At 68.2% G+C, this 25,859-nt stretch carries 29 protein-coding genes; 12 read left to right on the top strand and 17 right to left on the bottom strand.

The genetic code is table 11. The features are described from left to right. Positions 1 to 44 precede the first annotated feature (44 nt). The 5 genes from ACF8NF_RS17860 to ACF8NF_RS17840 form a co-directional block, all read right to left on the bottom strand. The gene (locus ACF8NF_RS17860) at positions 45 to 1,001 is read right to left on the bottom strand and encodes a LysR substrate-binding domain-containing protein (RefSeq protein WP_392450992.1); all 957 of its coding nucleotides are present in this window, start codon (positions 999 to 1,001) and stop codon (positions 45 to 47) included. Positions 1,002 to 1,168: 167 nt separating this feature from the next. Further along, positions 1,169 to 2,332 (bottom strand): acyl-CoA dehydrogenase family protein, encoded by a 1,164-nt coding sequence (locus ACF8NF_RS17855; protein ID WP_043821830.1) that lies wholly within the window; start codon positions 2,330 to 2,332, stop codon positions 1,169 to 1,171. A gap of 57 nt (positions 2,333 to 2,389) precedes the next feature. Then, a complete protein-coding gene (locus ACF8NF_RS17850; RefSeq protein WP_016445984.1) occupies positions 2,390 to 2,785 on the bottom strand; it encodes a cupin domain-containing protein in 396 nt (131 codons plus the stop codon). Continuing rightward, positions 2,770 to 4,065 (bottom strand): CaiB/BaiF CoA-transferase family protein, encoded by a 1,296-nt coding sequence (locus ACF8NF_RS17845; protein ID WP_016445983.1) that lies wholly within the window; start codon positions 4,063 to 4,065, stop codon positions 2,770 to 2,772. Before ACF8NF_RS17845 ends, ACF8NF_RS17850 begins: the two co-directional genes overlap by 16 nt. 11 nt (positions 4,066 to 4,076) lie before the next feature. Continuing rightward, entirely contained in the window at positions 4,077 to 5,060 is a 984-nt protein-coding gene (locus ACF8NF_RS17840) for a Bug family tripartite tricarboxylate transporter substrate binding protein (protein WP_392450991.1), read from the bottom strand. Positions 5,061 to 5,281: 221 nt separating this feature from the next. On the opposite strand from ACF8NF_RS17840, the gene ACF8NF_RS17835 reads away from it, so the two are divergent. Both ACF8NF_RS17835 and ACF8NF_RS17830 read left to right on the top strand, forming a co-directional pair. Continuing rightward, entirely contained in the window at positions 5,282 to 5,734 is a 453-nt protein-coding gene (locus ACF8NF_RS17835) for an SRPBCC family protein (RefSeq protein ID WP_392450990.1), read from the top strand. A gap of 100 nt (positions 5,735 to 5,834) precedes the next feature. Further along, positions 5,835 to 6,170 carry a cupin domain-containing protein gene (locus ACF8NF_RS17830; RefSeq protein WP_016445980.1) on the top strand — a complete coding sequence of 112 codons (336 nt, stop codon included), beginning with the start codon at positions 5,835 to 5,837 and terminating at the stop codon, positions 6,168 to 6,170. Positions 6,171 to 6,181: 11 nt separating this feature from the next. On the opposite strand, the gene ACF8NF_RS17825 is transcribed toward ACF8NF_RS17830, so the two are convergent. Next, positions 6,182 to 6,979 (bottom strand): hypothetical protein, encoded by a 798-nt coding sequence (locus ACF8NF_RS17825; RefSeq protein WP_392450989.1) that lies wholly within the window; start codon positions 6,977 to 6,979, stop codon positions 6,182 to 6,184. 112 nt (positions 6,980 to 7,091) lie between these two features. Further along, complete coding sequence (locus ACF8NF_RS17820) at positions 7,092 to 8,621, bottom strand: PLP-dependent aminotransferase family protein (RefSeq protein ID WP_047219014.1); 1,530 nt, start codon at positions 8,619 to 8,621, stop codon at positions 7,092 to 7,094. 126 nt (positions 8,622 to 8,747) lie between these two features. Here ACF8NF_RS17820 and ACF8NF_RS17815 point away from each other — a divergent pair, with 126 nt between their 5' ends. Continuing rightward, the gene (locus tag ACF8NF_RS17815; protein WP_016445977.1) at positions 8,748 to 9,383 is read left to right on the top strand and encodes a LysE family translocator; all 636 of its coding nucleotides are present in this window, start codon (positions 8,748 to 8,750) and stop codon (positions 9,381 to 9,383) included. A 27-nt stretch (positions 9,384 to 9,410) separates the two neighbouring features. On the opposite strand, the gene mnmH is transcribed toward ACF8NF_RS17815, so the two are convergent. The 3 genes from mnmH to ACF8NF_RS17800 form a co-directional block, all read right to left on the bottom strand. Beyond that, the gene (gene mnmH / locus ACF8NF_RS17810) at positions 9,411 to 10,475 is read right to left on the bottom strand and encodes a tRNA 2-selenouridine(34) synthase MnmH (protein ID WP_343739742.1); all 1,065 of its coding nucleotides are present in this window, start codon (positions 10,473 to 10,475) and stop codon (positions 9,411 to 9,413) included. A 240-nt stretch (positions 10,476 to 10,715) separates the two neighbouring features. Next, a complete protein-coding gene (locus tag ACF8NF_RS17805) occupies positions 10,716 to 11,864 on the bottom strand; it encodes a serine hydrolase domain-containing protein (protein ID WP_392450988.1) in 1,149 nt (382 codons plus the stop codon). Positions 11,865 to 11,911: 47 nt separating this feature from the next. Next, entirely contained in the window at positions 11,912 to 12,499 is a 588-nt protein-coding gene (locus ACF8NF_RS17800) for a TIGR02281 family clan AA aspartic protease (protein ID WP_026062969.1), read from the bottom strand. A gap of 137 nt (positions 12,500 to 12,636) precedes the next feature. On the opposite strand from ACF8NF_RS17800, the gene ACF8NF_RS17795 reads away from it, so the two are divergent. Further along, complete coding sequence (locus tag ACF8NF_RS17795; protein WP_126312243.1) at positions 12,637 to 13,404, top strand: DsbA family protein; 768 nt, start codon at positions 12,637 to 12,639, stop codon at positions 13,402 to 13,404. A 66-nt stretch (positions 13,405 to 13,470) separates the two neighbouring features. Here the strand turns inward: ACF8NF_RS17795 and icd are convergent, their stop codons facing one another. Next, a complete protein-coding gene (gene icd, locus ACF8NF_RS17790) occupies positions 13,471 to 14,733 on the bottom strand; it encodes an NADP-dependent isocitrate dehydrogenase (protein WP_012205489.1) in 1,263 nt (420 codons plus the stop codon). A gap of 209 nt (positions 14,734 to 14,942) precedes the next feature. Here icd and ACF8NF_RS17785 point away from each other — a divergent pair, with 209 nt between their 5' ends. From ACF8NF_RS17785 to ACF8NF_RS17755, 7 genes are all read left to right on the top strand, one after another. Further along, the gene (locus tag ACF8NF_RS17785; RefSeq protein WP_016445972.1) at positions 14,943 to 15,164 is read left to right on the top strand and encodes a hypothetical protein; all 222 of its coding nucleotides are present in this window, start codon (positions 14,943 to 14,945) and stop codon (positions 15,162 to 15,164) included. Positions 15,165 to 15,379: 215 nt separating this feature from the next. Further along, on the top strand, positions 15,380 to 15,829 hold the full coding sequence (locus ACF8NF_RS17780) for a DUF192 domain-containing protein (RefSeq protein ID WP_046988766.1): 450 nt from the start codon (positions 15,380 to 15,382) through the stop codon (positions 15,827 to 15,829). Positions 15,830 to 15,838: 9 nt separating this feature from the next. Further along, the gene (locus ACF8NF_RS17775; protein WP_013802509.1) at positions 15,839 to 16,210 is read left to right on the top strand and encodes a DUF2946 family protein; all 372 of its coding nucleotides are present in this window, start codon (positions 15,839 to 15,841) and stop codon (positions 16,208 to 16,210) included. A 98-nt stretch (positions 16,211 to 16,308) separates the two neighbouring features. Beyond that, positions 16,309 to 18,516 (top strand): TonB-dependent siderophore receptor, encoded by a 2,208-nt coding sequence (locus ACF8NF_RS17770; RefSeq protein ID WP_312841259.1) that lies wholly within the window; start codon positions 16,309 to 16,311, stop codon positions 18,514 to 18,516. Between the two features lie 14 nt (positions 18,517 to 18,530). After that, positions 18,531 to 20,063 (top strand): PepSY domain-containing protein, encoded by a 1,533-nt coding sequence (locus tag ACF8NF_RS17765; RefSeq protein ID WP_392450987.1) that lies wholly within the window; start codon positions 18,531 to 18,533, stop codon positions 20,061 to 20,063. A gap of 23 nt (positions 20,064 to 20,086) precedes the next feature. Then, on the top strand, positions 20,087 to 20,578 hold the full coding sequence (locus ACF8NF_RS17760; RefSeq protein WP_012205483.1) for a MarR family winged helix-turn-helix transcriptional regulator: 492 nt from the start codon (positions 20,087 to 20,089) through the stop codon (positions 20,576 to 20,578). Continuing rightward, positions 20,575 to 21,360: a DNA alkylation repair protein gene (locus ACF8NF_RS17755; RefSeq protein WP_047327784.1), complete on the top strand. Its 786-nt coding sequence runs from the start codon at positions 20,575 to 20,577 to the stop codon at positions 21,358 to 21,360. Before ACF8NF_RS17760 ends, ACF8NF_RS17755 begins: the two co-directional genes overlap by 4 nt. Here ACF8NF_RS17755 and fur read toward each other — a convergent pair. The 6 genes from fur to ACF8NF_RS17725 all read right to left on the bottom strand — a co-directional run bounded on the left by fur (position 21,347) and on the right by ACF8NF_RS17725 (position 25,281). After that, a complete protein-coding gene (fur, locus tag ACF8NF_RS17750) occupies positions 21,347 to 21,796 on the bottom strand; it encodes a ferric iron uptake transcriptional regulator (protein ID WP_343739732.1) in 450 nt (149 codons plus the stop codon). The genes ACF8NF_RS17755 and fur overlap by 14 nt on opposite strands. 17 nt (positions 21,797 to 21,813) lie before the next feature. Next, the gene (locus ACF8NF_RS17745) at positions 21,814 to 22,374 is read right to left on the bottom strand and encodes a carbonate dehydratase (RefSeq protein WP_343739731.1); all 561 of its coding nucleotides are present in this window, start codon (positions 22,372 to 22,374) and stop codon (positions 21,814 to 21,816) included. Continuing rightward, entirely contained in the window at positions 22,371 to 22,520 is a 150-nt protein-coding gene (gene ykgO, locus ACF8NF_RS17740; protein ID WP_013802515.1) for a type B 50S ribosomal protein L36, read from the bottom strand. The genes ACF8NF_RS17745 and ykgO overlap by 4 nt, the downstream gene beginning before the upstream one ends. Before the next feature lie 44 nt (positions 22,521 to 22,564). Next, positions 22,565 to 23,455, bottom strand: coding sequence for a GTP cyclohydrolase FolE2 (gene folE2 / locus ACF8NF_RS17735; RefSeq protein WP_016445964.1), 891 nt, complete (start codon positions 23,453 to 23,455; stop codon positions 22,565 to 22,567). Between the two features lie 95 nt (positions 23,456 to 23,550). Beyond that, the gene (gene zigA / locus ACF8NF_RS17730; RefSeq protein ID WP_392450986.1) at positions 23,551 to 24,771 is read right to left on the bottom strand and encodes a zinc metallochaperone GTPase ZigA; all 1,221 of its coding nucleotides are present in this window, start codon (positions 24,769 to 24,771) and stop codon (positions 23,551 to 23,553) included. Positions 24,772 to 24,837: 66 nt separating this feature from the next. Beyond that, on the bottom strand, positions 24,838 to 25,281 hold the full coding sequence (locus tag ACF8NF_RS17725; RefSeq protein ID WP_126312237.1) for a Fur family transcriptional regulator: 444 nt from the start codon (positions 25,279 to 25,281) through the stop codon (positions 24,838 to 24,840). A gap of 315 nt (positions 25,282 to 25,596) precedes the next feature. Here ACF8NF_RS17725 and ACF8NF_RS17720 point away from each other — a divergent pair, with 315 nt between their 5' ends. Further along, complete coding sequence (locus ACF8NF_RS17720) at positions 25,597 to 25,806, top strand: hypothetical protein (RefSeq protein ID WP_016445961.1); 210 nt, start codon at positions 25,597 to 25,599, stop codon at positions 25,804 to 25,806. The last annotated feature ends 53 nt before the right edge of the window (positions 25,807 to 25,859 follow it).

Below are 25,859 nucleotides of genomic sequence, written 5' to 3'. Positions count from 1 at the left end.
TGGCGCTGGAGTTGGCGCAATGGGGGTCTGTAGATTCCGGGCGCCTATCCCTGCGCTGAAACCCTGCGGCTTCCCTCTGCCATCACCCTCACCCTCTCAATAAACGCCTGCAGCACCGCCGCAGGCTGGTCCGCCCGCCAGGCCATGACGGCGGGCGTCATGGCCTGCTGCGGACCGCGCAGGGGCACGAACACCACGCCGTTCATGCCCACGCGCTGCATGCAGCTGGGCACCAGGGCCACGCCCTGCTCTGCCGAGACCAGGGCCATGACGGTGAGCCACTGGCGCGCGGCGTGGCGGGTATGGGGGTGGATGCCGGCCTGCTGCAGGCAGGCGATGACGTTGTCGTAGTTGGCCGGGGCCACTTCGCGGGCGAACATGACGAAGGTGTCGCGGGCCAGTTCGCGCAGGTCGATGTCGGGCTGCTGCGCCAGCGCGTGCGTGGCGGGCAGGCAGCAGACAAAGGGTTCCTCGCCGATCGACAGGGTCTGCAGGCCGTCTGGCGGGGTGCCTATGTTGAGAAAGCCGCAGTCGATCTGGCCGCTGGCAATGGCCTGCAGTTGCTCGCGCGTGGACATTTCGTGCAGGCAGACTTCGACCAGGGGGCGCTCTGCGCGGAAGGCGCGGCAGAAGTCGGGCACCTGGCGGTAGACCATGGAGCCGGTGATGCCCACGTCCAGCCGGCCCTGCATGCCCTCGGCCACGCCGCGCACCACGTCGGCCGCGTGCTGCAGCTGGGCGAGCACCTTGCGTGCCTCGACCAGGAAAGCCTCGCCCGCAGGGGTGAGGCGCACGTTCTTGGCGTCGCGGTCCATGAGGCTGGCGCCCAGGTCCTGCTCCAGGGTCTTGAGCGCCATGCTCAGCGGCGGCTGGGTGATGCACAGCCGCTGGGCCGCGCGGCCGAAGTGACGTTCCTCGGCCAGGGCGACGAAATAGCGCAGCAGGTGGGTCTTCATGAGAGGCGGCGGATGGGGAGCAAGCGAGATGGCATCTTGCACCATGGCTACCTCTGAAATACAGATTGATAAATCATGGGACTTCAGATGGTTCGCAGCCACAAAACCCACGCACCTCAACTTTGAGACACTGAGGAAGGGCCGCCCCGCACCGAGGGTGTCGTCCCCCCCCGCGCAGTGAGAAGGGGGAAGGCGCGAAGCGACTCAGGGGGTCAATACGATTTAGGCAAGCCCAATACCTTTTCGGCGATGAAGCACATGATGAGTTGCGGGCTGACGGGCGCCAGGCGCGGGATCCAGGATTCGCGCATGTAGCGCTCCACGTGGTATTCCTTGGCATAGCCCATGCCGCCGTGCGTGAAGATGGCAGTTTCGCAGGCCTTGGCGCAGGCTTCGGCTGCCAGGTATTTGGCGGCGTTGGCCTCGGCGCCGCAGGGCAGGCCCCTGTCGTAGAGGAAGGCGGCCTTTTGCACCATGAGGTGGGCCGCCTCAAGCCCCATCCAGGCCTGGGCCAGCGGGTGCTGTATGCCCTGGTTCTGGCCGATGGGGCGGTCGAAGACCACGCGCTCCTTGGCGTACTGGGTGGCGCGCGCCAGGGCGGCGCGGCCCAGGCCCACGGCCTCGGCGGCGATGAGGATGCGTTCGGGGTTGAGGCCATGCAGGATGTACGAGAAGCCCTTGCCCTCTTCGCCGATGCGGTCCTGGGCGGGGATGCGCAGGCCGTCGATGAACAGCTGGTTGGTGTCCACGCATTTGCGGCCCAGCTTGTCGATCTCGCGCACTTCGATGCGTTCGCGGTCCAGGTCGGTGTAGAACAGGCTCAGGCCTTCCGTGCCCTTGCACTCTTCCACGGGCTTGGTGCGCACCAGCAGCAGGATCTTGTTGGCGACCTGGGCGGTGGAGATGAAGACTTTCTGACCATGGACCACGTAGACGTCGCCATCGCGCACGGCGCGTGTCTGCAGCTTGAGGGTGTTGAGGCCCGCATTGGGCTCGGTGACGCCGAAGCAGGCCTTGTCCGTACCCGCGATCAGCGGGGGCAGCCAGCGGCGCTTTTGCTCGTCCGTGCCGAAGACGACGACGGGGTGCAGGCCGAAGATGTTCATGTGCACGGCCGAGGCGCCCGACAGGCCTGCGCCCGTGGCCGAGATGGTGTGCATCATGAGCGCTGCCTCGCTGATGCCCAGGCCCGCGCCGCCGAACTCTTCGGGCATGGCAATGCCCAGCCAGCCCGCGTCGGCCAGGGCCTTGTGGAAGTCGTGCGGGAAGCCGCCTTCATGGTCCTTGTGCAGCCAGTAGTCGGCATCGAAGGGTGCGCAGGCGCGCTCGACGGCGTCGCGTATCTGTTCCTGTTCTTCGTTCCACAGAAAGTCCATGGTGTGTTCTCCGTTGCTTGTAGCTGTTCGCTTGTTGTGTCTGTGGGGTGACGGCGCTCAGGCTGCCGGTCGGCGCACGCGCTCCGGGTTCTCGCCGTACGGCGGGCTGTAGAAGACCAGCAGGCGCACGGGCTCGGGGCTGGTCACGCGGAAGATGTGCATGCAGTCCTCGGGGAAGAAGCAGGTGTCTCCGGGCTGCATGGCAAAGCGTTCCTTGCCGTCCGGGGTGTCGATTTCCACTTCGGCCGTTCCGGCCAGCAGGTAGCAGGCCTGCTCCATGCCGGGGTGGGCATGGGGCAGCGCGCCGCCGCCCTGCTCCAGCGTGCCCAGCACCAGCTCCATGTGGCGCGCGCCCACGTTGGCAGCACTGACCAGGCGCCGGTTGACGGTGCCGTGGTGGTTGGCGGGGCTGTAGCCGGGCACGTCTTGTTCACGGATCAGGTAGCGGGGCATGGGCGGTTTCCTTCTGTTTGTGTTTGTGCTTGTGTTTGTGGTGGGGCGTCTTGCAGCGCGGCAGCCTGGCTGCAGGCGCGGCTGGCCTGCAGGGCGGCCAGTTCGGCCTCGGTCAGGCCCGCGTCGCGCAGCACCTGCAGGGTGTGTTCGCCCAGGCGCGGCGCGGGGGCGGCGCGTTCTGCGGGCGGCGTGGCGCTCCAGCGCGTGGGGCTGGCCGTGGTGCGCAGCCGGCCTTCGCTGGGGTGGTCTATCTCGTGCACGAAGCCGGTGGCCTGGTGCTGGGGGTCGGCGATCAGGTCCTCGGGCGAGGCCATGGGCATGTTGGGCACGTCGGCCGCGTCCAGTAGCGTGCGCCATTCGGCGGTGGTGCGCCCTGCCATCAGCCGCGAGACTTCGGCATAGACGGCATCGATGTGCAGCGCGCGCTGGCTGTGGGTGGCGAAGATGGGCTCGGCCATGCGCTCGGGCTGGCCTATGGCGTTGAAGAAGCTGTGCCAGTGCTTGTCGTTGTAGATGAGAACGCACAGGTGGCCGTCGCTGGTGCGATAGGGCCTGCGGTGGGCCGTGAGCAGGCGCGCATAGCCGGGGCCGCCCAGCTGCGGCTCGAACGACAGGCCCGCCATGTGGTCGCCCAGGATGAACTGGCTCATGGCCTCGAACATGGGCACGACCACGGCCTGGCCCTTGCCGGTCTTCTCGCGCGCATAGAGGGCGGCAGTGACGGCGTAGACCGCGTGCAGACCGGTGACGCGGTCGCCCAGGGTCATGGGGGCATAGGCCGGCTCGCCGCCGCCGTATTGCTGCGCCAGCCAGGGCACGCCGGTGGCGCCCTGGATGAGGTCGTCATAGGCGGGCCGGGCCGCGTAGGGGCCGCGCTGGTCGAAGCCGCAGCAGCTCACGTGGATGATGCGCGGGTTGCGCGCCGCCACGTCCTCGTAGGCCAGGCCCAGGCGCGCCATGGCCTGGGGCCGCACGTTGCTGACCAGCACGTCGCAGCCTTCGGCCAGGCGCAGCAGGGCCTCGCGCGCGGCGCCCTGCTTGAGGTCCAGCACCACGGAGCGCTTGCCCTGGTTGGCCTGCAGGAAGATGTGGCCCATGGCGGGGTTGCGCATGGGGCCGACGTGACGCATGTTGTCGCCCTCGGGCGATTCGACCTTGATCACCTCGGCCCCCAGGCCCGCAAGGATCTGGGTGGCAAAGGGGCCCATGACCACCGAGGTCATGTCCAGCACCTTCACCCCTGCAAGAGGGCCTTGCTGCCCTTGCTGCGCTTGTTCCATGCGGCTCTCCTTCACTGCGCCTCGATGCCCGCCTGCTTGACCAGTTGCCCCCAGCGGGCCATCTGGTCCTTCACATAGGTGGCGAACTCGGCAGGCGTGGCCGTGGGCCAGACCTCGAAGCCGACCTGGGCCAATTGCTCCTGCACGGCCTTGTCCTTGAGGATGGCCTGCAGCTCGGTGTTCAGCCGCTCGGTGATCTCGACCGACATCCCGGCCGGGCCGAAGATGCCGTTCCACGACGTGATGTCGAAGCCCGGCAGCGTCTTGCCGATGGCCGGCACATTGGGCAGCAGGGTGGAACCCTTGGCCGCCGTCACGGCCAGGGTTCGCACGCGGTCGGTCTTGATCGTGCCCCAGGCCGAACCCAGGTCGGCCACGTAGACCTGGATCTGGTTGCCCATGAGGTCGGTCAACGCCTGCGGGCTGGACTTGTAGGGCACCGAGGTGATCTGGGCGTGCGTGACGTACTTGAAGGTTTCCGAGGCCACCAGCGAGGTGCTGTTGGGCGTGCCGTAGGACAGGCGGTCGGGATTCGCCTTGGCGTAGTCGATGAGTTCCTGCACGGTCTTGGCAGGAACGGAGGGGTGGACCAGCAGCGCGAACGGCAGCTCGCCCACGCGCGCCACGGGCGTGAAGTCTTTTACCGGGTCGTACTTCAGGCCCTTGACCAGCCAGGGGTTGGCCGAGTGCGAGGTGTTGGTGGTCATGAACAGCGTGTGGCCGTCCGGCTTGGCCTTGGCCACATGGTTGGCGGCGATCTGGGCATTGGCGCCGGCCTTGTTGTCCACGATCACGGGCTGCTTGAGCCGCTCGCCCAGCCGGGTAGCCACCACGCGCGCCACGGCATCGGTTCCACTGCCGGCCGCGAACGGCACGACCAGGGTGATGGGGTTGGAGGGATAGCTGCCCTGGGCCTGCGCAGCGGGCGCTGCAACGACGGCCATGGCACTGAGAGCGCCAAGGGCCAGGGCCCTGCGCAACGGGAAATGCTTCATTTGCTTGTCTCCTGTTTCCTATGGAAAGCGGCGCTGTGTATCCAGCGCTCGCCGCCATGGTGCGGGCGTCAATGATTCAAGTCCAATTCATTAAAACCAAGCAAGGATTTGATTTATGAATCATTGAATCCTGCATCAGGCTCCATGTGCCGCCTCTTGCGCAAGGACTGCATCGGTGCGAGGCTGGCAGCCCTGCACGACACCACGCCAAGGAGTTCCGCATGTCACACACCGTCCACACCATCCGGCTGCACCGCGTCCTCAAGGCGCCGCCGCAGCGCGTGTACCAGGCCTTCACCACGGCCGCTGCCCTGGCCAAATGGCTGCCGCCCCACGGCTACATCTGCGAGGTGCCCGAGTTCGACGCCCGGGTCGGCGGGCGCTACCGCATGGCCTTCGTCAATCTGTCCACGGGCGGGCGCAGCGGCTTCGGCGGGGAGTTCCTGGACCTGGAGCCTGGCCGGCTGGTACGCCATACCGACCGCTTCGACGACCCGCAACTGCCTGGCGAGATGATCACCACCATCACGCTGCGCGAGGTGTTCTGCGGCACTGAAATGGATGTGACCCAGGAAGGCGTGCCCGCCGTCATTCCCGCCGAGGCCTGCCACCTGGGCTGGCAGGAGTCGCTGCAGTTGCTGGCCCTGCTGGTGGAGGCCAGCGTGCCGGGCTGAAACCCTGCACAAGCCCCTGCTGTCACACAGCTGCGGTTGATGGATTGCGGTGCTTCGGAGGACAATGGCAGTATTGCCCGCCAACGCCTGGAGGTCCGCCATGGCCACCCCCTTTGCACTGACCGCTCAAGCCATCGATGTCCTGCCGTTTGGTGCGCGGCTGGCGGGCGCCCGGACCTGTGCCCTGTTCAAGTCCCAGGACATGGAGGTCATCCGCGTGGTGCTGCGCGCCAGCCAGTCGCTGCCGCCGCACAAGGTGCCTGGCAGCGTCAGCCTGCATTGCCTGGAAGGCGAGCTGGAGGTGATGCTCGGCGAAAGCCGCCAGTCCCTGCAGGCCGGCCAGCTGATGCACCTGCCGGCCAACATGGCGCATGCGGTACGCGCCATCGAAGACACCTCCGCTCTGGTCACCATCGTTCTGTGTGACGAGTCCTGACGCCTGCCGCCTCAGCGCACGGGCAGGAACTGCATGAAGGGTCCCGCCACCAGTCCCTGCCCGTAGCCGATGAAGGAGCGCCTGTAGCGCTCGGTGGTGTAGTTGGCGATCAGGTCCAGCCGGCCGATGATCTTGCCCATCTCGCGCTCGAAGCTCAGGTTGCGCGCGTCGTCGCCCAGGTGGTTGGACAACAGCAGCGGCCCGCCAGCGGCATTGCGCCGTGAGTTGAGTATCCAGTTGGCCACTTCCACGTTGCGCGCGGCGTTGTAGATCAGCTGCGGGTCCAGCCCATGGACCAGGGTGAAGCTGGTGCGCCCGCCGTGGGCCGTGATGATGGTGTCGGCCAGCGCATGGACGAAGGCGGCCACGCGGTCGCCCTTGAAGTCGGGCTGCAGCGCCAGCGAGAGCGCGGCCACGTCCTGGGCGCCGCGCAGGTCGGCCCAGGGCTGGCGCTCGGTGATGGCGATGCGCACGTAGGCGGATGCGGCCTCGCGGCTTTCAGCGGTTTTCTTCCACTCGGCGGGGTTGCGCAGGTAGAGCTTGTCCATGATGCGCATCAGGCTGTCCAGGTTCTCCTTCATGGCCAGCGTGGCCATGCGGTTGCTGTCGGACTGCACGATTTCGCTGGGCTCGAACGAGGCGCCCTCCACCTTGCCGCGCGGCGCGGGCGTGTCGGCGCAGCCCGCCGTCAGCAGCAGCGCCAGCACGGGCGCCAGGCGGCGCGCAGCGCCACCTCCCGGTCGGGGCTGGCTGTCGTTCACCCCGGCTCTGTGGCCGGCCTCCCCTGGCAAGACAAGCTCAATAGTCATCCCGGAACGATAGCAGCGCACTACCGGGGCGCCGAGGCCCGATGCCGTGTCTTACACGCCCTGGCGCCGGCAGCGTCAACCTCCCGTCAGGCAGTGTTGCTGCACCGTCCACTCATCCACCACCGCCCCGGTGCTGCGCCAGCAGGTGGCCAAGGATCTTCCAGGTCTGGGGCTGCTCCACCATGGGCACGGGAATGCGCAGCATGCTGCCCGCGGCCTGCCTGGGCGAAAACAGCAGGCCCGGCGCCAGCAGCAGGCCCTGCGGCGCGGCATGGCGGGCCAGCACCTCCGAGTCCACGCCGCAGTCCACCCAGGCGAACATGCCGGCCTGCGGCTCGTGCGGGGCGCGGCAGTCCAGGGCTTCGAGCATGCGCAGGCAGCGGTTGCGCGCGCGGTCCACGCGCTCGCGCAGGCGGTCCACATGCTTGCGGTACTGGCCGTCGGCCAGCACGCGGTGCACCACCTGCTCGCCCGGCAGCGCCGTGGTCAGGCCGCCCAGCAGCTTGAGGTCGGTCAACCGCCGTATCAGGTCGGTGTGTGCCGCGACATAGCCCACGCGCAGGCTGCCGGCCAGGGTCTTGGAGTAGCCGCCCACCAGGAGCACGCGCTGCAGCCGGTCCATGGCGGCCAGGCGCACGGGCACGCCGGGCAGGAAGTCGGAGTAGGTGTCGTCCTCGGCCAGGTAGAAGTCGTGGCGCTCGGCAATGCGCAGCACCTCATGGGCCACGCCGGCCGACAGGGTCTGGCCCGTGGGGTTGTGCACGGCCGTGTTCAGGATGAAAAGCCGGGGCTGGTGCTGGCGGGCCAGCCGCTCCAGCGCCTCCACGTCGGGGCCGCCGGGCAGGCGGGGCACGCCGACCACGTTCACCCCCAGGGCGTTGAGCCGGCCGAAGATGAGAAACCAGCCGGGGTCTTCCACCAGCACGGTATCGCCAGGGCGCACCAGGCTGCGCACGATGAGGTCCAGCCCCTGCGTGACACCGGCCACGGTCATCAGGTGGGCCTCGGGGTGGGCTGGCACGTCCTGGGCCTGCAGCACCGAGGCGATCTGCTGGCGCAGCGGCAGATAGCCCTGGGGCACGCCATAGGTCAGCAGGCTGGTGCCCGTGCTGCGGCCGACGGCGCGCAGGGCCGAGGCCAGCATCTCCTGGTCCAGCCATTCCGGCGGCAGCATGCCGGCGTCGCCCGAATGCTCCGTGCCTTCGCGGAACATGCTGCGCAACAGAAAGGCGGTATCGAAGGCGGCGCCCTGCTCCAGCGTGGGCAGACCCTGGCTGGCGCGCGGCAAGGCCTGGGCCGCGCGCCGGGCGCTGACGAAGACGCCCGAGCCGCGCCGCGAATGCACCAGGCCCTGGGCGGCCAGCCGGTCGTAGGCCTGGACCACGGTATCGCGGCTGACGCCGGCCTGCTGCGCCAGCGCGCGCACCGAGGGCAGCCGCGAGCCCGCGCGCAGGCCATGGTGGCGGATGAGGCTGCCGTAGTGGTCCACGAGCTGCTCGACCAGCGAGAGATCGGAGGAGCGCAGCGGACGCCAGGGCGCAGCGGCCTGGAAAGCCGTAGCGGAGGATGCACTCGATGTCTGCGGTGTCTGCTGTGCCTGCGCTTGCTTCGGCGTGGCTGCGGGATCAAGTGTCAGGGTCATGTGGGCAGGCCAGTTGGCAAATTGTTCTGGCAAAGTGTACTGCTACTGTACCGAACACTGCCATTAGCATGGCCTGACGGCGCCGCGGCCTGCGGCATGCGCAGACAGGGCGCCGGATTCCCTGTCATGCCTGTTGCCACCATGCCCTTCGATACCGCCCACACCTCGTTCCTGCTGCCACTGGCCATGTTCTCCTTCGTCAGCTCCGTCACGCCCGGCCCCAACAATGTGATGTTGACGGCCTCGGGCGCCACCTTCGGCTACCGCCGCACGGTGCCCCACATGCTGGGCATCACCGTGGGCGTGGTGGTCATGGTGCTGCTGGTGGGCGCGGGCCTGGGCGCGGTGTTCGAGCGCCTGCCGGTGATCTACACCGCGCTCAAGTACCTGGGCGCGGCCTATCTGGTCTGGCTGGCCTGGAAGATCGCGGGCAGCGGCGGCATCGACGGCGGCAACGCGGGTGCCCGGCCCTTCGGGTTCTGGCAGGCGGCGGCGTTCCAGTGGGTCAACCCCAAGGCCTGGATCATGGCCATCGGCGTGATTGCCACCTACACGCCGCGCGAGGATTTCTTCATCAACCTGGTGCTGGCCGCCCTGGTGCTGGGCATCGTGAACTATCCCAGCGTCAGCGTCTGGACGCTGTTCGGCAGCGCCGTGGGGCGCGCGCTGCGCTCGCCGCAGGCACTGCGCCGCTTCAACTGGTGCATGGCGGCCCTGCTGCTGCTGTCGCTGTATCCGGTGCTGGCCGACTCACACGGCTGATTCAAACGCCTGATCCACCCGGCTGCTTCATGCGGCCGATGGCCCATCCAGCGCCAGTATCTGGCGCGCCAGCGCGGTGATGCCGGCCTCGCTGAGGTCGTCGGCCTGCACCCTGCGGCGCGTGCGCCACTGCGTGAAATGCCGCTCCTGCGAGCGCTCGTAGTGCGGGTCGTAGTGCTGGGCCATGAGCTCGGAGAACAGCGGCGAGAGGCTGCGCTCATGCGCCCAGGCCTGCCAGCGCGAGATGGTCTCCTTGCCCTGCAGTTCCTTGAGCCAGCCCAGCTTGTCGGCCAGCATCTGCGGATCGTCGCCCAGGTAGGCGTAGTCGCGCAGCAGGTAGGCCAGGCGTGCCTCGGGCGTGGCATCGAGCGCAATCACGGGCGACTGGCGCATGTGCTCGACCAGCACCAGCGGCAGGGACACGCGACCGATCTTGGCGCTCTCGCCTTCCACGTACACGGTGCGTGCGGTGTCGAAACTCTCCAGCTGCTGGGCCAGCAGCGTCTCGAAGTATTTCTGGCTGGGCTGCTCCACGCCGGGCAGGTTGCCCAGCAAGGAGCCCTTGTGGCTGGCATAGCCCTCCAGGTCCAGCACCTGCTCGCCGGCCTCGGCCAGGGCATGCAGCACGCGGGTCTTGGCGCTGCCGGTGGCGCCGCACAGCACCTGCAGGCGCAGCTGGGGCACCAGGCGGTCGATCAGCTCGATCACATGGCCGCGATAGGACTTGTAGCCGTTGGCCAGTTGCTGGGCATCCCAGCCGACCAGGCGCAGCCAGGTGACCATGGAACCACTGCGCAGGCCACCGCGCCAGCAGTAGACCAGCGGCTTCCAGTTGGCGGGTTTGTCGGCGAAGGTTTCATGCAGATGGCGCGCCAGATTGGCCGAGACCATGGCCGCGCCCAGGCGTTTGGCCTCGAAGGGGCTGACCTGCTTGTAGATGGTGCCGATCCGGGCGCGCTCCTCGTTGTCGAGCACGGGGCAGTTGATGGCACCGGGAATGTGGTCCTGCGCGAATTCGGCAGGCGAACGGGCGTCGATCAGGGTGTCGAACTGGTGACGGTCGGCGATGCGGATGGGCTGGCGGTGGGACACGGGCAAACGGTGATCTGGCGATCATGCGGGAGGCAGAAACAACCGGCGCCATGGCCTCAGGGGCTCATGGGCCGGCACCGGAACCAGGAAAGTGGATCGAGCCTCGACACGCACCGGCCCGCCCCGCTTCGCGCCCTGCTTGCGCGAGCCGGGCATGCGGCCGACCTTGGAAGCGGGGATTCTCGCACGCCCGCCGTGCCCGCGCACGGCTGTCAGGGCAAGGCTGTCAGCGCAAGGCAGTCACCGCAAGGCAGCGGCGACCAGGCCCTGCACGGCCGCCACGCGCTGCACCTGCTGGGGGCTGTCGTAGTTGCCCATGAAGACGGCATACACCAGCGAATGCTGGGGCACGATCACCAGCCGCTGGCCGCCCAGGCCGATGGCCATGTAGTACGCCAGGCCGGCGCGGGTCTGCCCCACGTACCAGTGGTGGCCGTAGCGCAGGCCGGGCCAGGCGTCCACGCGCGGCTGCATGGATTGCACAATCCAATGCCGGGCCACCAGCGCCCGGCCTTGCCATTCGCCCTGCTGCAGCACCAGCTGGCCGATGCGGGCCAGGTCCCGCGCCCGCAGGCGCAGGCCGGAGGCGGCGGCCGCCTCGCCGTTGGTGCCAGGCGTCCACTCGGCCTTGTCGATGCCCAGCGGAGCAAACAGCTTGTGCCGCGCATAGTCCAGCAGCGGCATGCCGCTGCCCTGCGCGATCAGGTGGCCCAGCAGGGCCGTCGCCCCGCCGCTGTAGCACCAGCCTTCGCCGGGCGGGGCGACGATGGGCTGTTCCAGCACGTAGCGGTAGCGGTCGCTGCTGCGCTCCATGGCGATTTCGCTGTTGCGCGGGTCGGAATACGGAAGGTCCTCGTCCCATTGCAGGCCCATGGTCATGCCCAGGGCATGGGAGATGAGGATGGCGCGCCGGCGCCCATCGGCCGCCAGATCGCCGTAGGCGGGAAAAGCCTGGACAAGGGGCGTGTCCAGCGCGGGCACCTTGCCCTCGGCCAAGGCCATGCCGTACAGCAGGCCGACGATGCTCTTGCTGACCGAGCGCACATCGTGCAGGGAGTCGGCGTTGAAGGCCACCTTGCCCAGCGGCTCCCCCCAGCGTTCGTCCTCACCCTCGAAATAGCGCTCCAGCGCCAGCCGGCCGTGGCGCATCACGACGACAGCGTGCAGGTTCGCCAGTTCTCCGCTCTGCACGCCCTGGTCCAGGCGTTCGCCCAGGTCCTCGGCCAGGCCGGTGCCGGTGCCGGTGCCGGTGCCGGTGCCGGTGCCGGTGCCGGTGGAAAAGGCACCGCCCTGCCCCACGCTGGCACAGGCCGTGCAGCCCAGCGTCGCCAGGGCTGCGCCCGTCTGCAGCCACCTGCGCCTGTCGGTGCGAAAGCCGTTGTTTGTCATGTCCCTCTCCCTTGCTTAGCTAGTTAGTTACTTAGTTGCTTACGTACTTACTGCCTGGGCGAAGACCCGCTGCCGCGCGGATGGATCAGCATGCGGTCGCCGCGTATTTCCACATCGAACTGGCGCAGGAAGTTCTGGCCCAGCAGCGCATCCCTGTCCGTGCTGCCCGTATAGCCCGTACCCACGCGCAGGCCGCTGACCACCAGGGAGGCCACGCGCACCTGATCGGCCACCACCATGCGGCCGTCGCGCTCGCCATTGGCGGTGCGAAAGCGAACCGGCTCGCCGCCGTCCAGGCCTGCGCGCTCGGCCAGCGGCTCGGTCACGCCGACCATGCTGGCGCCCGTGTCCACCAGGAACAGCACGGGCTGCCCGTTGACGGCCCCTTCCACGCGGAAATGCCCGTCGCGGTCACGCGCAATGGCCACCGTGCCATCGGCCTGGACCTTGACGCCGGCCGGCTTCAGGTACATCTGCATGGCCCAGTACAGCACTCCCATGACCAGCAGCCAGAACAGCAGAAAACCCAGCATGCCGCGCCGGGCGACGGACTGGACACTGGGCTCGGCGGCCGGTGCAGAGGAAGCGGACGGGTCGGACGGATCGGACGGAGGCGGCGTGGACTTGAGGCGCATGGCAATGCAGACGGGATCGACGATGGCAGCACGGTGGCTGCACGGCGGCAGTCGCCCATTCTGCCTGCGGCCCTGCCCCGTCACGGGCAAGCCAATAGCCGCTACAGTGGGCGCCTTCATCACAGCCCGCTCCTGCCATGACCACGACCGCGCAGCCGCCCTTTGTCCTTCACTACATCTTCGACCCGCTGTGCGGCTGGTGCTATGCCGCCGCGCCCCTGGTCAAGGCCGCGCGCAGCGTGCCCGGCGTCACGCTGCGATGGCATGGCGGCGGCATGCTCACGGGCGCCCACACCCGCACCATCACGGCCGACTGGCGCGGCCATGTGATGCCGCACGACCAGCGCATTGCCGAGATGACAGGCCAGCCGTTCGGCCCTGCCTACTTCGATGGCCTGCTCAACGACCTGGGCGCCGTGCTGGACTCCGAGCCGCCCACCACGGCCCTGCTGGCCACCGAGGAACTGGCGGGCCGGGGCCTGGACATGCTGGCGCGCCAGCAGCAGGCCCACTACGTGGAAGGCCGCCGCATCAGCGACCCCGCCGTGCTGCAGGAACTGGCCCGTGACCTGGGACTGGACGGCGAGGCCTTTGCCCAGGCCTTCCAGCGCTTGTCCGGCGCTGCCACCCAGGCGCATATCACCCAGGCGCGCGAATGGCTGAACCTGGCACAGGGCCAGGGTTTCCCGACCTTCGCGCTGGAGTTCGACCACCCCGAGGCCGAGCAGCCGGGCCAGCGCGCCATCCAGCGCATCGACATCGGTCCCTGGCTGGGAGATGCACAGGGCTGGGCAACGCAGCTGGGCGAGTGGGTGCAGCAGGTGGCGGCCATCACCGCCGGCGAGCAGACCGCGCCCCAAGGCGAGGACTGCGGGCCCGATGGCTGTGCGCTACCCAAGAGCTGACCCGTCAACGCCCGTCAAAGAAAAACCGCGCCCTGGCGCGGTTTTTTCATGGAGCGCGGGCGCCCGTCAATCCATCTTGGAGATCATCACCTCGCCAAAGCCGGAGCACGACACCTGGGTGGCGCCGTCCATCAGGCGGGCGAAGTCGTAGGTCACCTGCTTGCTCTGGATGGCCTTTTCCAGCGCGCTGATGACCAGGTCGGCCGCCTCGCGCCAGCCCATGTGGCGCAGCATCATCTCGGCCGAGAGGATTTCGGAGCCCGGGTTCACATAGTCCTTGCCCGCGTACTTGGGGGCCGTGCCGTGCGTGGCCTCGAAGCAGGCCACGGAGTCGGACATGTTGGCGCCGGGCGCAATGCCGATGCCGCCGACCTGGGCCGCCAGCGCGTCCGAGATGTAGTCGCCGTTGAGGTTGAGCGTGGCCACCACCGAGTACTCGGCCGGGCGCAGCAGGATCTGCTGCAGGAAGGCGTCGGCAATCGAGTCCTTGATGACGATGTCGCGGCCCGTGCGCGGGTTCTTGAACTTGAGCCAGGGTCCGCCGTCGATGGGCTGGGCGCCGAACTCGCGCGCGGCCAGCGCGTAGCCCCAGTCGCGGAAGCCCCCTTCGGTGAACTTCATGATGTTGCCCTTGTGGACCAGGGTCACGCTGGGCTTGTCATTGTCGATGGCGTACTGGATGGCCTTGCGCACCAGGCGCTCCGTGCCCTCGATGGACACGGGCTTGACGCCGATGCCCGAGGTCTCGGGGAAGCGGATCTTCTTGACGCCCATTTCCTTGACCAGGAAGTCGATGAGCTTCTTGGCGTTGTCGCTGCGGGCCTCGTACTCGATGCCCGCGTAGATGTCCTCGGAGTTCTCGCGGAAGATGACCATGTTGGTCTTCTCGGGCTCCTTCAGCGGCGAGGGCACGCCCTTGAAATACTGCACGGGGCGCAGGCAGACGTAGAGGTCCAGCTCCTGGCGCAGCGCCACGTTCAGCGAGCGGATGCCGCCGCCCACGGGCGTGGTCAGCGGGCCCTTGATGGAGACCACGTACTCGCGAAGGGCCTGCATGGTTTCCTCGGGCAGCCAGACATCGGGGCCGTAGATGCGCGTGGATTTCTCGCCCGCGAAGACCTCCATCCACTGGATCTTGCGCTTGCCGCCATAGGCCCTGGCCACGGCGGCATCCACCACCTTGATCATCACGGGCGTGATGTCCACGCCGGTGCCGTCGCCTTCGATGAAAGGAATGATGGGCTGGTCTGGCACGTTCAACGACATGTCGGCGTTGACAGTGATCTTCTGGCCCTCGGCCGGCACCTGGATGTGCTGGAAGCGGTTCATGGGGACGGGTCTCCGTTGGCTGGTGCACGAGGCAAGAGTGAATGCCCGGAATGGGCACAAATTTGGTGCAGAAAATTCTAACGACAATCGGGTCGCCTTCCTGTCAACGGCGATACAGTCAGTGCGTTGAGCATCTGCGGTGCATCAACAATTTCGCACCGCTGTCTGGTTCAACTTGGCTTCTACCGCTTTTCTAGGAAATGGCATATATGAAAAAACTCCTCGCTGTCCTGGTCGCCGGTTCGTTTGCCGCAGGCGCCTTTGCACAGGCCGCCGCAGCACCCGAAACGCCGATGTCGGCTCCCACGGCCGCTTCCGCAGCTGCTCCCGCTCACACAGCCAAGAAGGCCAAGGTTGCCAAGAGCGGCAAGCATTCCGGCAAGAAGCACGCCAAGCGTTCCACCAAGAAGGCACACAAGGCCGTGGCCTGATCCAGGCGCCGGGATGCCCGCTGGCATCCCCTCAAAAAAAGCCCGCAAGTCAGCAATGCACTGCGGGCTTTTTGCCGCCCGCCCGGCCATGATGGCCCGGCCGGGCCGATTTTTGCGTCCGGCCACGCGCCCCCTGCGACAGAATGTGCAAGATGACGAAGCCTTCGACACCCCTCCACACACCCCTTTCCCGCCGCGCGCTGCAGCGGTTGCTCATGGCCGCCTGCCTGGCTGGCGCCGCCGTATCGGCAGGCGCACAGCCCCAGGGCAGCCCCCAGATGAATCTGCGCCGCGTGGAGTTGACGGCCGGAATCCACCGCATCGACGCACAGGTGGCCACCTCGGACCGCGAGCGCGCCATCGGCCTGATGTTCCGCCAGGAAATGCCCCAGCAGGAGGGCATGATCTTCGTCTTCGAGGTGCCTGCCGTGCAGTGCTTCTGGATGCGCAACACCCTGCTGCCGCTGACCGCCGCCTTCGTGGCCGATGACGGCACCATCGTGAACCTGGCCGACATGAAGCCTATGACCGAGGACTCGCACTGCTCGGCCAAGCCCGTGCGCTATGTGCTGGAGATGAACCAGGGCTGGTTCGCCAAGCGCGGCCTGAAGGCCGGCGTCAAGCTGGGCGGCAGCCTGTTCACGCCCGCGCCCGCCAAGCCATAATCACGGCCCATGCAAGCGCTTCGCTCCTCGTTCTGGCTCACCCGGCTGATATTGGCCTGGTTTGCCGTGACGCTGGGCGTTGCCGTGGCTTCGCCCCTGGTCCATCCCCAGGGTTTCGAGCTGGTCTGCACGGCCAGCGGCGACGTCAAGCTGGTGGCGCTGGGCGACAGCGCAGCCCCGGGCATGGGCCACCACCAGCTTGACTGCCCCATGTGCCTGCCCGCTGGTGCACCGCCGCCGGCCCTGCCGCAGATGGCCGTGCCCCACCAGCAGCCGCTGGCCCACGCGCTGCTGCCGCTGGTGGCGGCGCACATTGCCTCCGTCACACGCGCGCCGCTGCCGGCGCGCGGCCCTCCCCCGCTGACTGCCGTGTTCTCTTGAATCGCCACCGGGCCTGCTGATGCGCGCCCGGCCCGCCTGCGCCGCATGCGCGGCGCAAGACCCGGAGTCAGTTCGTGAATTCCCTCCCCTTCCCCGCGATGGCAGCGCCGCTGCGCCTGCCTGCACCCCTCTTTCGCCCCCATCCCCTGGCCGTAGCGCTGTGCTGCGCGCTGGGCACGGCCTGGACGCCTGCCGCGCACGCGCAGGCCCTGGCCGAGGCGGCACTGCCCGCCGTCGAAGTCTCCGACCAGGCCACGGCCGACGCCAACGGCCTGCTGCCGCTGAACAAGACCGTGGGCACGGCCAGCCGCCTGGGCCTGACGGCGCGCGAGACGCCGGCCTCGGTGCACATCGTGGACCGTGCCGCCATCGAGGCGCGCGGCGCCCAGGACACGCAGGAGATCCTGCGCTCCATTCCGGGCGTCACGGCCTACAGCCCGCCCGGCAACATCGGCATCAGCTACCGGGGCTTCGGCACGGGGTCGGTCAGCCAGCTGTTCAACGGCATCAACCTGCAGTACTCCATTGCGGCCCGGCCCGTGGACAGCTGGATCTACGACCGGGTGGAGGCCGTGGGCGGCGCCTCCGGCTTTCTCTATGGCGCAGGCGGCGTGGGCGGCACGCTGAACTACATCACCAAGCTGGCCCAGCGCGACAGCTTCACCGAAGGCCAGCTGCGCCTGGGCAGCTACGGGCTGAAGGAAGCCTCCGTCGGGCTGAACCGCCGCCTGGGCGATGCCACTGACAGCCAGGGCACGACCCATTACCTGCGCCTGGACCTCAACCACCGCGACGCCGGCAGCTGGGTGGGCGGCACGCAGTCGCGCTCCACGCAGCTGGCGACCTCGCTGCTGTCCGACCTGGGTGGCGGCCTGACGCACACCCTGGCCTACGAGGCCCAGCATGAGCGCGTGGACCGCCCCTACTGGGGCACGCCGCTGCTCAACCCGCTGCGCGGCCAGGCGCGCATTGACGAGGCGACCCTAGGCAAGAACTACAACAGCGCCGACGGCCTGTATGCCCAGCGCGTGCAGTGGCTGCGCTCCATCACCGAATGGCGGGCCAGCGACCGGCTCAAGCTGAGCAACACCTTCTACGCCTATGACGCGCTGCGCGACTACCGCAACGTGGAGACCTACCGCTTCACGCCCGACAACACCGCGGTGGTGCGCTCGGCGGCGCTGCTCCAGCGCCATGACCAGCGCATGGTGGGCGACCGCATCGAAGGCAGCTACCTGGGCGAGCTGGCCGGCCGGCGCAGCGAATGGGCTTTTGGGCTGGATGTGAGCGTGAACCGGCAGACACGCTTTCCGAACAGCCTGTCGGGCACGGTGAGCACGGTCAATCCCTACGATTTCACGACAGAGAACTTCTACGACATTCCCGGCATGGCACCCGGCTTCAGGCCTGACCGCGACAACAAGGTCACCACCACCGCGCTCTACCTGGAAAACCGCACGGCCCTCACTCCTGCCCTGCACTTGCTGACGGCGCTGCGCCATGAACGCATCGAGGTGGACCTGACCAACCGGCGCGATGTGACGCCCGCGCTGCCCGCCAGCTACAGCCGCAGCTATAGCCCGACGACCGGGCGCGTGGGCCTGGTCTGGGATGCCACGCCCGAGGCCAATCTCTACGCGCAGTTCTCCACGGCGGCCGATCCGCCGTCGGGCATGCTGATGGGCGCCTCGTTTGCCGACGCCATCAACAACACCGGGCTGACCACGGGCCGCCAGGTGGAGGCGGGCAGCAAGCTGTCGTTCTGGCAGGGCAAGGGAACTGCGGCGCTGGCGGTCTATCGCATCACGCGCCGCAACATCTCCACCCAGGACCCGCAGGACAGCACGCGCACGGTGCTGGTGGGCCAGCAGTCCTCGCGCGGGGTGGAGCTGTCCATGGGCCTGGCGCCCACGCCGCGATGGTCCATCCAGGGCAACTGGAGCCATGTGGACGCGCGCTATGACAACTACCAGCAAGGCGGCGTGTCCCTGGCGGGCAAGCGACCCACGAACACGCCCGCCAGCGTGCTCAACCTCTGGACCAGCTACCGCATCACGCCGGCGCTGGAGGTCAATGCCGGGCTGCGCCGCGTGGGGGGCATCTATGCCGATGCGGCCAACACGCTGTCCTGGCCCGCCTACACCCTGCTGGACCTGGGCCTGAGCTACCGCATCGACCCGCGCATGACCGTGGTTGCACGGCTGCGCAATGCCACGGACCGCGTCTACGCCGCCAGCCTGACCAGCACCATGGCCTACCTGGGCGCGCCGCGCACGGCAGACATTTCGCTGCGCGTGGCCTTCTGAGCAGGAGACGCACCATGCGCCTTCACCTCAAACGCTGGCTGTTCCTGCTGCACCGCTGGCTGGGCATTGCCCTGTGCCTGTTCTTTGCGCTGTGGTTTGTCTCGGGCATGGTGATGATGTACGTGGGCTACCCCAAGCTCACGCAGGCCGAGCGGCTGCGCCACCTGCCGGCGCTCAATGGCAACGCCGCCCTGCTCGCGCCCGCCGAGGCGCTGCGCGCGGCCGGCATCGACGGCCCGCTCAAGGACCTGCGCCTGCATGCCGGCAGCGCCGGCCGTGCCAGCTACCTGGTCACGCCCGAGGGGCGGCGCCAGCCCGTGGCCATCGATGCGGCCAGCGGCCAGGTGTTGGGTGCCACCAGCCAGGCGCAGGCCCTGGCCAGTGCCCGCGCCTTCGCGGGGGACGGCACGGGCCTGCACTACCTGGGCACGGTGGATGAGGATGCCTTCAGCCACTCGCGCGCCCTGGACATTCACCGCCCCCTGCACCGCGTGCAGCTTGACGATGCAGATGGCACGCTGCTGTACATCTCCGGCACGACGGCCGAGGTGGTGCGCGATGCCACGCGCACCGAGCGCGGCTGGAACTACCTGGGCGCCTGGCTGCACTGGCTGTACATGTTCAGGGGCAATGCCTTTGATGGCGCCTGGGCCGACATCGTCAACGTGCTGTCGCTGGTCGGCATTGCCGTGGCCATCACCGGCACCGTGGTCGGGGTGATGCGCTGGCGGTTCAGGCAGCCCTACCGCAGCGGCCTGCGCACGCCCTACCCGGGCCGCGCCATGCGCTGGCACCATGTGGCGGGCCTGCTGTTCGCGCTGACCACGCTGGCCTGGATCTTCAGCGGCCTGATGTCCATGAACCCCTGGCGCCTGTTCGACACGGGCACGCCGCCACTGCACATGGCACGGTGGCAACAGGGTCCGCTGCGCCTGACCGGGGACGACGCCACGCCGCAGTCGCTGATCGCCGCGGCGGGCGGTCCCGTGCGCGAACTGCGCTGGCTGCGCACCGCAGGCCGCACCGAGGTGCTGGCCCAGCCCGCAGCCGGCACGCCCCTGGTGCTGGACAGCGCCAGCGCCGCGCCCGCAGCCCATTCGCGCGAGGCCCTGCTGGACCGCGCGGCCGTGCTGATCGACGCACCCGTGCTGCGCAGCGAATGGCTGACCGCGCACGACCTGTACTGGTACGAGCGCGCCGAGCACACCATGATGGGCGGCCATGACAAGCCCCTGCCCGTTCTGCGCGTGGTCTTTGGCGATGCCGCGGCCAGCTGGGTGCACATCGACCCGCACACGGGCCAGGTGCTGGGCCGGCTGGACAGCACCCAGCGCCTCAAGCGCTGGCTGTTCGCCATGCTGCACAGCTGGGACTGGCTGCCGCTGCTGCAGCGCCGGCCGCTGTGGGATGCGCTGCTGCTGGCCTTCAGCCTGGGCGGCCTGCTGATGAGCGCCACGGGCGTGGTCATCGGCCTGCGCCGGCTGCGCAAAAAGCGCAGCCACGGAGCCCGGATGCCGGCAACGGCCAAGGCGGGCGCACATGGTTAGCCGCCATACTGTATGCTTGCCACATGCAACTCGAACAGAAATACCAGGCCCTGCTGGCCGAGGCCGAGCGCCGCAAGCTGGACGACGTGGACAGCATGCGGCTGTGCTTCCAGACACTGTCCCTGGCTGCGCGCATCGACCGTGACTGCGCCGCGCTGCTGGCGCCGCACGGCCTGTCCGAAGGGCGCTTCGTGCTGCTGTTCCTGCTGGAATCCGCCAGCGAAGGGCTGGCCCCCAACCACCTGGCAGAGCAGGCCGGCATCACCCGCGCCACCGTGACCGGCCTGCTGGACGGCCTGGAACGCGAGGCTCTGGCCGAGCGCCTGCCCGACCCGGCCGACCGCCGCGCGCTGCGCGTGCAGCTCACCGCCAAGGGCCGCCAGCTGGCGCGCAAGCTGTTTGCCCGGCACAGCCAATGGATCGCCGGCCTGTTTTCCAACCTGTCGCCCGCCGAACGCGGCCAGTTGGGAAAGCTGCTGGCCAAGGCCGCCGCAGGCGTGGAGGCCAGCGCATGACGGCGCCCGCCCCCCGGCGCAAGGGCGCCAACCGCACGGTCGATATCACTCCCGAACTGCTGCAGGCCCTGTCCCTTGGCGAGATAGAGACCGCCACGCTGACCGAAAGCCTGGCTGTGGACCAGGCCCGGCTGCTGCAGGCCGTCTTCCCCGACGCGTGGCCGCAGCTGGAGGACACGGCGCAGGCGCTGGGCCAGCTGGGCATTCTCAAGCGCATGGAGTGCATTGGCGGCCTGCTGTGGCAGGCGCTGGGCCAGGCCGGCTGGCAGCGCTGCCTCACGCACCGATCTGACACGGTGCGCGGCTGGGCCTGCTTCATGGCCGGTGCGCAGCCGGGCCTGACCCTGAGCCAGCGCCTGGAGCTGCTGCAGCCGCTGGCCGATGACCCGCATTTCGGCGTGCGCGAATGGTCGTGGATGGGCGTGCGCCCGCATCTGGCCAGCGATCTGCCGCAGGCCGTGGCCGAGTTGTCCCGGTGGACAAGGCGGCCCTCCGACCGCCTGCGCCGTTTCGCCAGCGAGGCCCTGCGGCCGCGCGGCGTCTGGTGCAGCCATATCGCGGCGCTCAAGCAGCAGCCGGAGATCGCCCTGCCCCTTTTGCAGCGGCTGCGCGCCGATGCCTCGCCCTATGTGCAGGACTCGGTGGCCAACTGGCTCAACGACGCGGCCAAGAGCCGGCCTGACTGGGTGCGCGCCCTGTGTGCGCAATGGCTCCAGGAATCGCCCGTGCCCGCCACGCGCCGCATCTGCGAGCGTGCGCAGCGCAGCCTCAAGGAGCGGTAGGTGCCTGCCGGCCCGCCAGCCGCTCGCAGTCGGGCTTGACGCAGCGCCCGTAGAGGATGTGGGAGTGCTCCACGATGGCAAAGCCATGCGAGCGCGCCAGCAGCTTCTGGCGCTGCTCGATCACCGCATCGTGGAACTCCTGCACCAGGCCGCAGCGCGTGCAGATCAGGTGGTCATGGTGCTCGCCGTCATCGAGTTCATAGACCGCCTTGCCCGCCGCAAAGCGCTGGTGCTGCAGCAGCCCGGCCTGCTCCAGCTGCGCCAGCACGCGGTAGACCGTGGCCAGGCTGGTGCCCCGGCCCTGGTCATGCAGCTGGCGATAGACCTCCTCCGCCGCCAGATGCCGCTGGTCCCCGTGGCGAAAGATGTCCAGCACCCACAGTCGCGCCAGCGTGGCCTTCAGCCCCAGGTTCTTGAGGTCAGCGGAATCGGACATGCAGCCCTCCCGGCCGGTCAGAACTCATTGTGGATGGCCTTGTAGCCGCGCACCAGTTCGTTGTTGGTGCGGACCACGTCCTCGGAGAAATCGCTGGCGTCGGCGGGCACCTGGGCCAGCGTGGACAGGTCGGTCTCCGGGCCTATGCGCGCGGTGGACGGCACATAAAAGCCTGGCGGCAGGTGGCATCCATCGACCACGGCGTTGTAGCGCACCACGCAGCCGTCATCGACCACGCAGTTGAACAGCACGCTGTTGAAGCCGATGAACACGCCATTGCCCACGGTGCAGGGCCCGTGGACGATGGCGCGATGGGCGATCGAGGTGTGCTGCCCCACGCTGACGCGCGCGCCCGACTTGGAGTGGATCACCACCCCGTCCTGGATGTTGGAGTGCCCACCGATCACGATGGGGTCGATGTGGCCGTCCGCATCCATCTCGTCGGCACGGATCACCGCATAGGGGCCGATGAAGACGTTCTCCTCCACGATCACCAGTCCGCACAGGATGGCCGTGGGGTCCACGAAGGCGCTGGCATGGATGCGCGGCAGGTCGCCGCGCGGGTTCTTGCGGATCATCCCTTGCGCCTGTTCTTTGCGCCGCCCTGGCGGGCCTTGAAGCGCGGGTTGCTCTTGCAGATGACGTAGATGCGGCCGCGGCGGCGCACCACCTGGCAGTCTCGATGGCGCAGCTTGGCTTCCTTGAGGGACGAGAGCACTTGCATGGAAAACTCCTTGGGTTGTAGACAAACGGGGGCCGGCTCGCGGGTCATGCCCAGGACACGGCGTCGTGCGGATGCAGGCTCTCCATGTGGCGCACATGCACGCGCGGCTGGGCGTAGCTGCCTTCCAGCGCGGCCTGTATGCGGCGCGCCGCATCCTCGACAAACATCAGGTTGCGGCCGTTGAGCGCGGCAAAGGCCTGCTCGTCGGCGCGCTTGACGGCGGTCTGCACGGGCGTGCCCAGCGCCTGCTCCACGCGGGCGATCAGGGGCAGGATGCCCAGGTCGGGCGCATCACAGGCCAGGTCCACGCTGACCTGGGCCTCGCTGCGCTGGCTGTGTGCCGTGGCCAGCGTGCCGTGCCGGCGCAGCCAGGAAGCCACCTGGTCCGGCTCCACCAGCGGCTCGCCCGCAAAGGCCTGCAAAAAGCCCTGCTCCAGCAACTGGCGCGACAGTGCCGCCGAGCAGGGGCAGGTCGAGGAATAGCCCACGCCCACCTGCAGCCGCAGCTGGAACACGCCCTGCGCCAGCGTGGCGTCCAGGCGCACGGGATAGGACTTCCAGCCCGACAGATCGTGGGTGACCAGGGCGGGCCGCTGGGTCAGCAGGTCCAGCGACAGGCGCAGCCGGGCGCTGCGGCTTTGGCAGTCCAGGTGGCTGTCGATCATGGCCTGCAGCGCATGGCGCAGCGCCAGGGCAGACAGCGCGGATTCCTCGGCCAGGCTGTCCAGTTGCCGGTACAGCCGGGACATGTGTATGCCCTTGACATGGGCCGCAGGAAGATCGACCTGCACATCGGCGCGCGCATGCAGCTCGCGCCAGTAGCCGGGCTCGGCCACGGTCACGGGCAGGTCTATGCCCTGCATGCCCACCCATTGCAGCGGGCTGAGGCTGGGCGCGGGATCGGTCAGGGAAACATCGGGAAGAGGTGCAAGCATTCGGGGCTCCAGGGGCCACGCCCGCGAGGGCGGCGCGGCAAGCGTTCAATGTCGGCTCAGGGCCGACTCAGGGCCGGCTCGGTACCGGCCGGGCATCAGTTCCATCCGGGAAAGGGGTTGTCCCACTGCGTCCAGGCCTGCGGGTCCATGGCCATTTCCGCATCGGTCAGCAGGCATTCGTCCAGGAGTGCGCGCAGCGCCTGCTCGTCCATGCCCATGCCGATCAGCACCAGTTCCTGGCGCGCGTCGCCCACGCCATCGACCCATTTGTCCAGGATGCGCTGCACGCTTTCGGGGTCGCGCGGCCAGCGCTCGGCCTCCACGGCGGCCCACCAGTGCCCGGCCGGGCCATGGCGGGCCACGGCGCCGGCCTGTGACCAGGAGCCGGCCAGCGCCGGATGGCTGGCCAGCCAGAAAAACCCCTTGGAGCGCACCACGCCCGGCCATTCGCTTTGCACCAGGCCGAAGAAGCGCCGGGGATGAAAGGGGCGGCGGGCGCGGTAGACAAAGCTGGCAACGCCATAGGCCTCGGTCTCGGGCTGGTGCGTGCCACGCAATTGCTGCAGCCAGCCCGGCGCCCTGGAGGCCTCCTCGAAATCGAACAGCCCCGTATCGAGCACGCGATCCAGCGGCAGCTGGCCGAAGGAGGCGATCTCCAGCCTGGCACGCGGGTTGAGCCCGCGCAGGATGGCCATGAGCCGGCTGCAGTCCTCATCGGTGACCAGGTCGATCTTGTTGAGCACGATCACATCGCAGAACTCCACCTGCTCGATCAGCAGATCGACCACGGTGCGGCGGTCCTCCTCGCCCAGCGATTCGCCGCGCGAGCGCAGGCTGTCACGCGAGCCATAGTCGTGCAGAAAGTTGAAGGCATCGACCACGGTCACCATGGTGTCCAGCCGCGCCACATCGCCCAGGCTGCGTCCGTCCTCGCCCGCGAAGGTGAAGGTCTCGGCCACCGGCAGCGGCTCGGAGATGCCCGTGGACTCGATGACCAGCTGGTCGAAGCGGCCCTCGCCCGCCAGCCGCGCCACCTCCACCAGCAGGTCCTCGCGCAGCGTGCAGCAGATGCAGCCGTTGCTCATCTCCACCAGTTTTTCGTCGGTGCGCGACAGGTCGGCCCCGCCATCACGCACCAGGGCCGCGTCGATGTTGACCTCGGACATGTCGTTGACGATGACGGCCACGCGCCGACCTTCGCGGTTGTGCAGGATGTGGTTGAGCAAGGTGGTCTTGCCCGCGCCCAGAAAGCCCGACAGTACGGTCACCGGCAATCGGGCATGCGGCGGCTGAACCGGCGCTACGGTATGCATCATGGAATCTCTCAAGCAGGGAAAGGGAGCACGCTGCTGGCACTGCAGCCGCGTGCGGCAGGCAGGGCCTCAGGCGTGCAGCGCAGTGCAGGCAGAGCACTTGCCATGTAGCTCGATGTTCGAATGGGCCAACGCGAACGCATGGCCGTGCGCCCAGTTGCCCAGGCAGCGGTTGAGCGCGTCGTCGACAAACTCGTCCACCTGCCCGCAGCTGTCGCAGATCGCAAAGGCCGAGAAGTCATGGCTGCCCTCATCCGGGTGCGAGCAGCACACATAGGCGTTCAACGACTCCAGGCGGTGGACCACGCCCTGCTCGGCCAGCTTGTCCAGCGCGCGGTAGACCTGCGTGGGGGCGCTCAGCCCGTGGTCACGCAGCTGGTCGAGCAGTGCATAGGCCGTGCGCGGTGCACCGGCCTGGCGCAGGGCGTCGAGCACCCGTTGCTGGTTGGCGGTCAAAGGGGTGGGCATGGTGATTTCCTGTTCCAGAAAACGGTTGGCGATGTTGCGCCACATCAGAATTGTGACGTTATAACATAACAAAACAACAGCTGTCAGGCAGGTTTTTACAATTAAATAGAATATTAAGTTGCGTTTAAATATTCAACAGGATATAGTCAGCACCGTTGTCGAGACCCGTACCCAGTACCTGAGTCGGCAACCACATCTCCCGCGCAACGGCTTGCCAGCCGCTTCCTGCAGGATGTGTTTCGCGACCTTTGTCGCCCAGTTGGTCTGTAGAGCTGCAGCCAACCGAGTTCCTAGATGCTCACGCAGACCTTTTCAAGGCTGCGAACCTGACTGAACCACATTTCAAACACCGGCATTCCCATGGGCAAGTACGTCGTCTCGCCCTCGACACACCCGACCGACTGCGGCCGCTTCCGTGCCTCCTTCTCGGTCCATCGCTCCCAGGGCAACGGCAGCTACTGCCGCGTATTCCGTTTCGACAAGGCATTCGCCTCCAGCGAAGCGGCACGGCTGTTTGCCGTCACCCAAGGCTGGCTTCAGACCTGCATGCAGCACCCGCCTGCGTGCTGATGGCCCGCTTGCTGCGAACCCCTATCCATTTCCTGCGGCGGATTGCACAGTCC

The sequence above is a fragment of the Delftia sp. WSY_22 genome, from assembly GCF_043104185.1.
Classification (GTDB): domain Bacteria; phylum Pseudomonadota; class Gammaproteobacteria; order Burkholderiales; family Burkholderiaceae_C; genus Comamonas; species Comamonas tsuruhatensis.
This window is presented reverse-complemented; position numbering and strand designations above follow the sequence as displayed.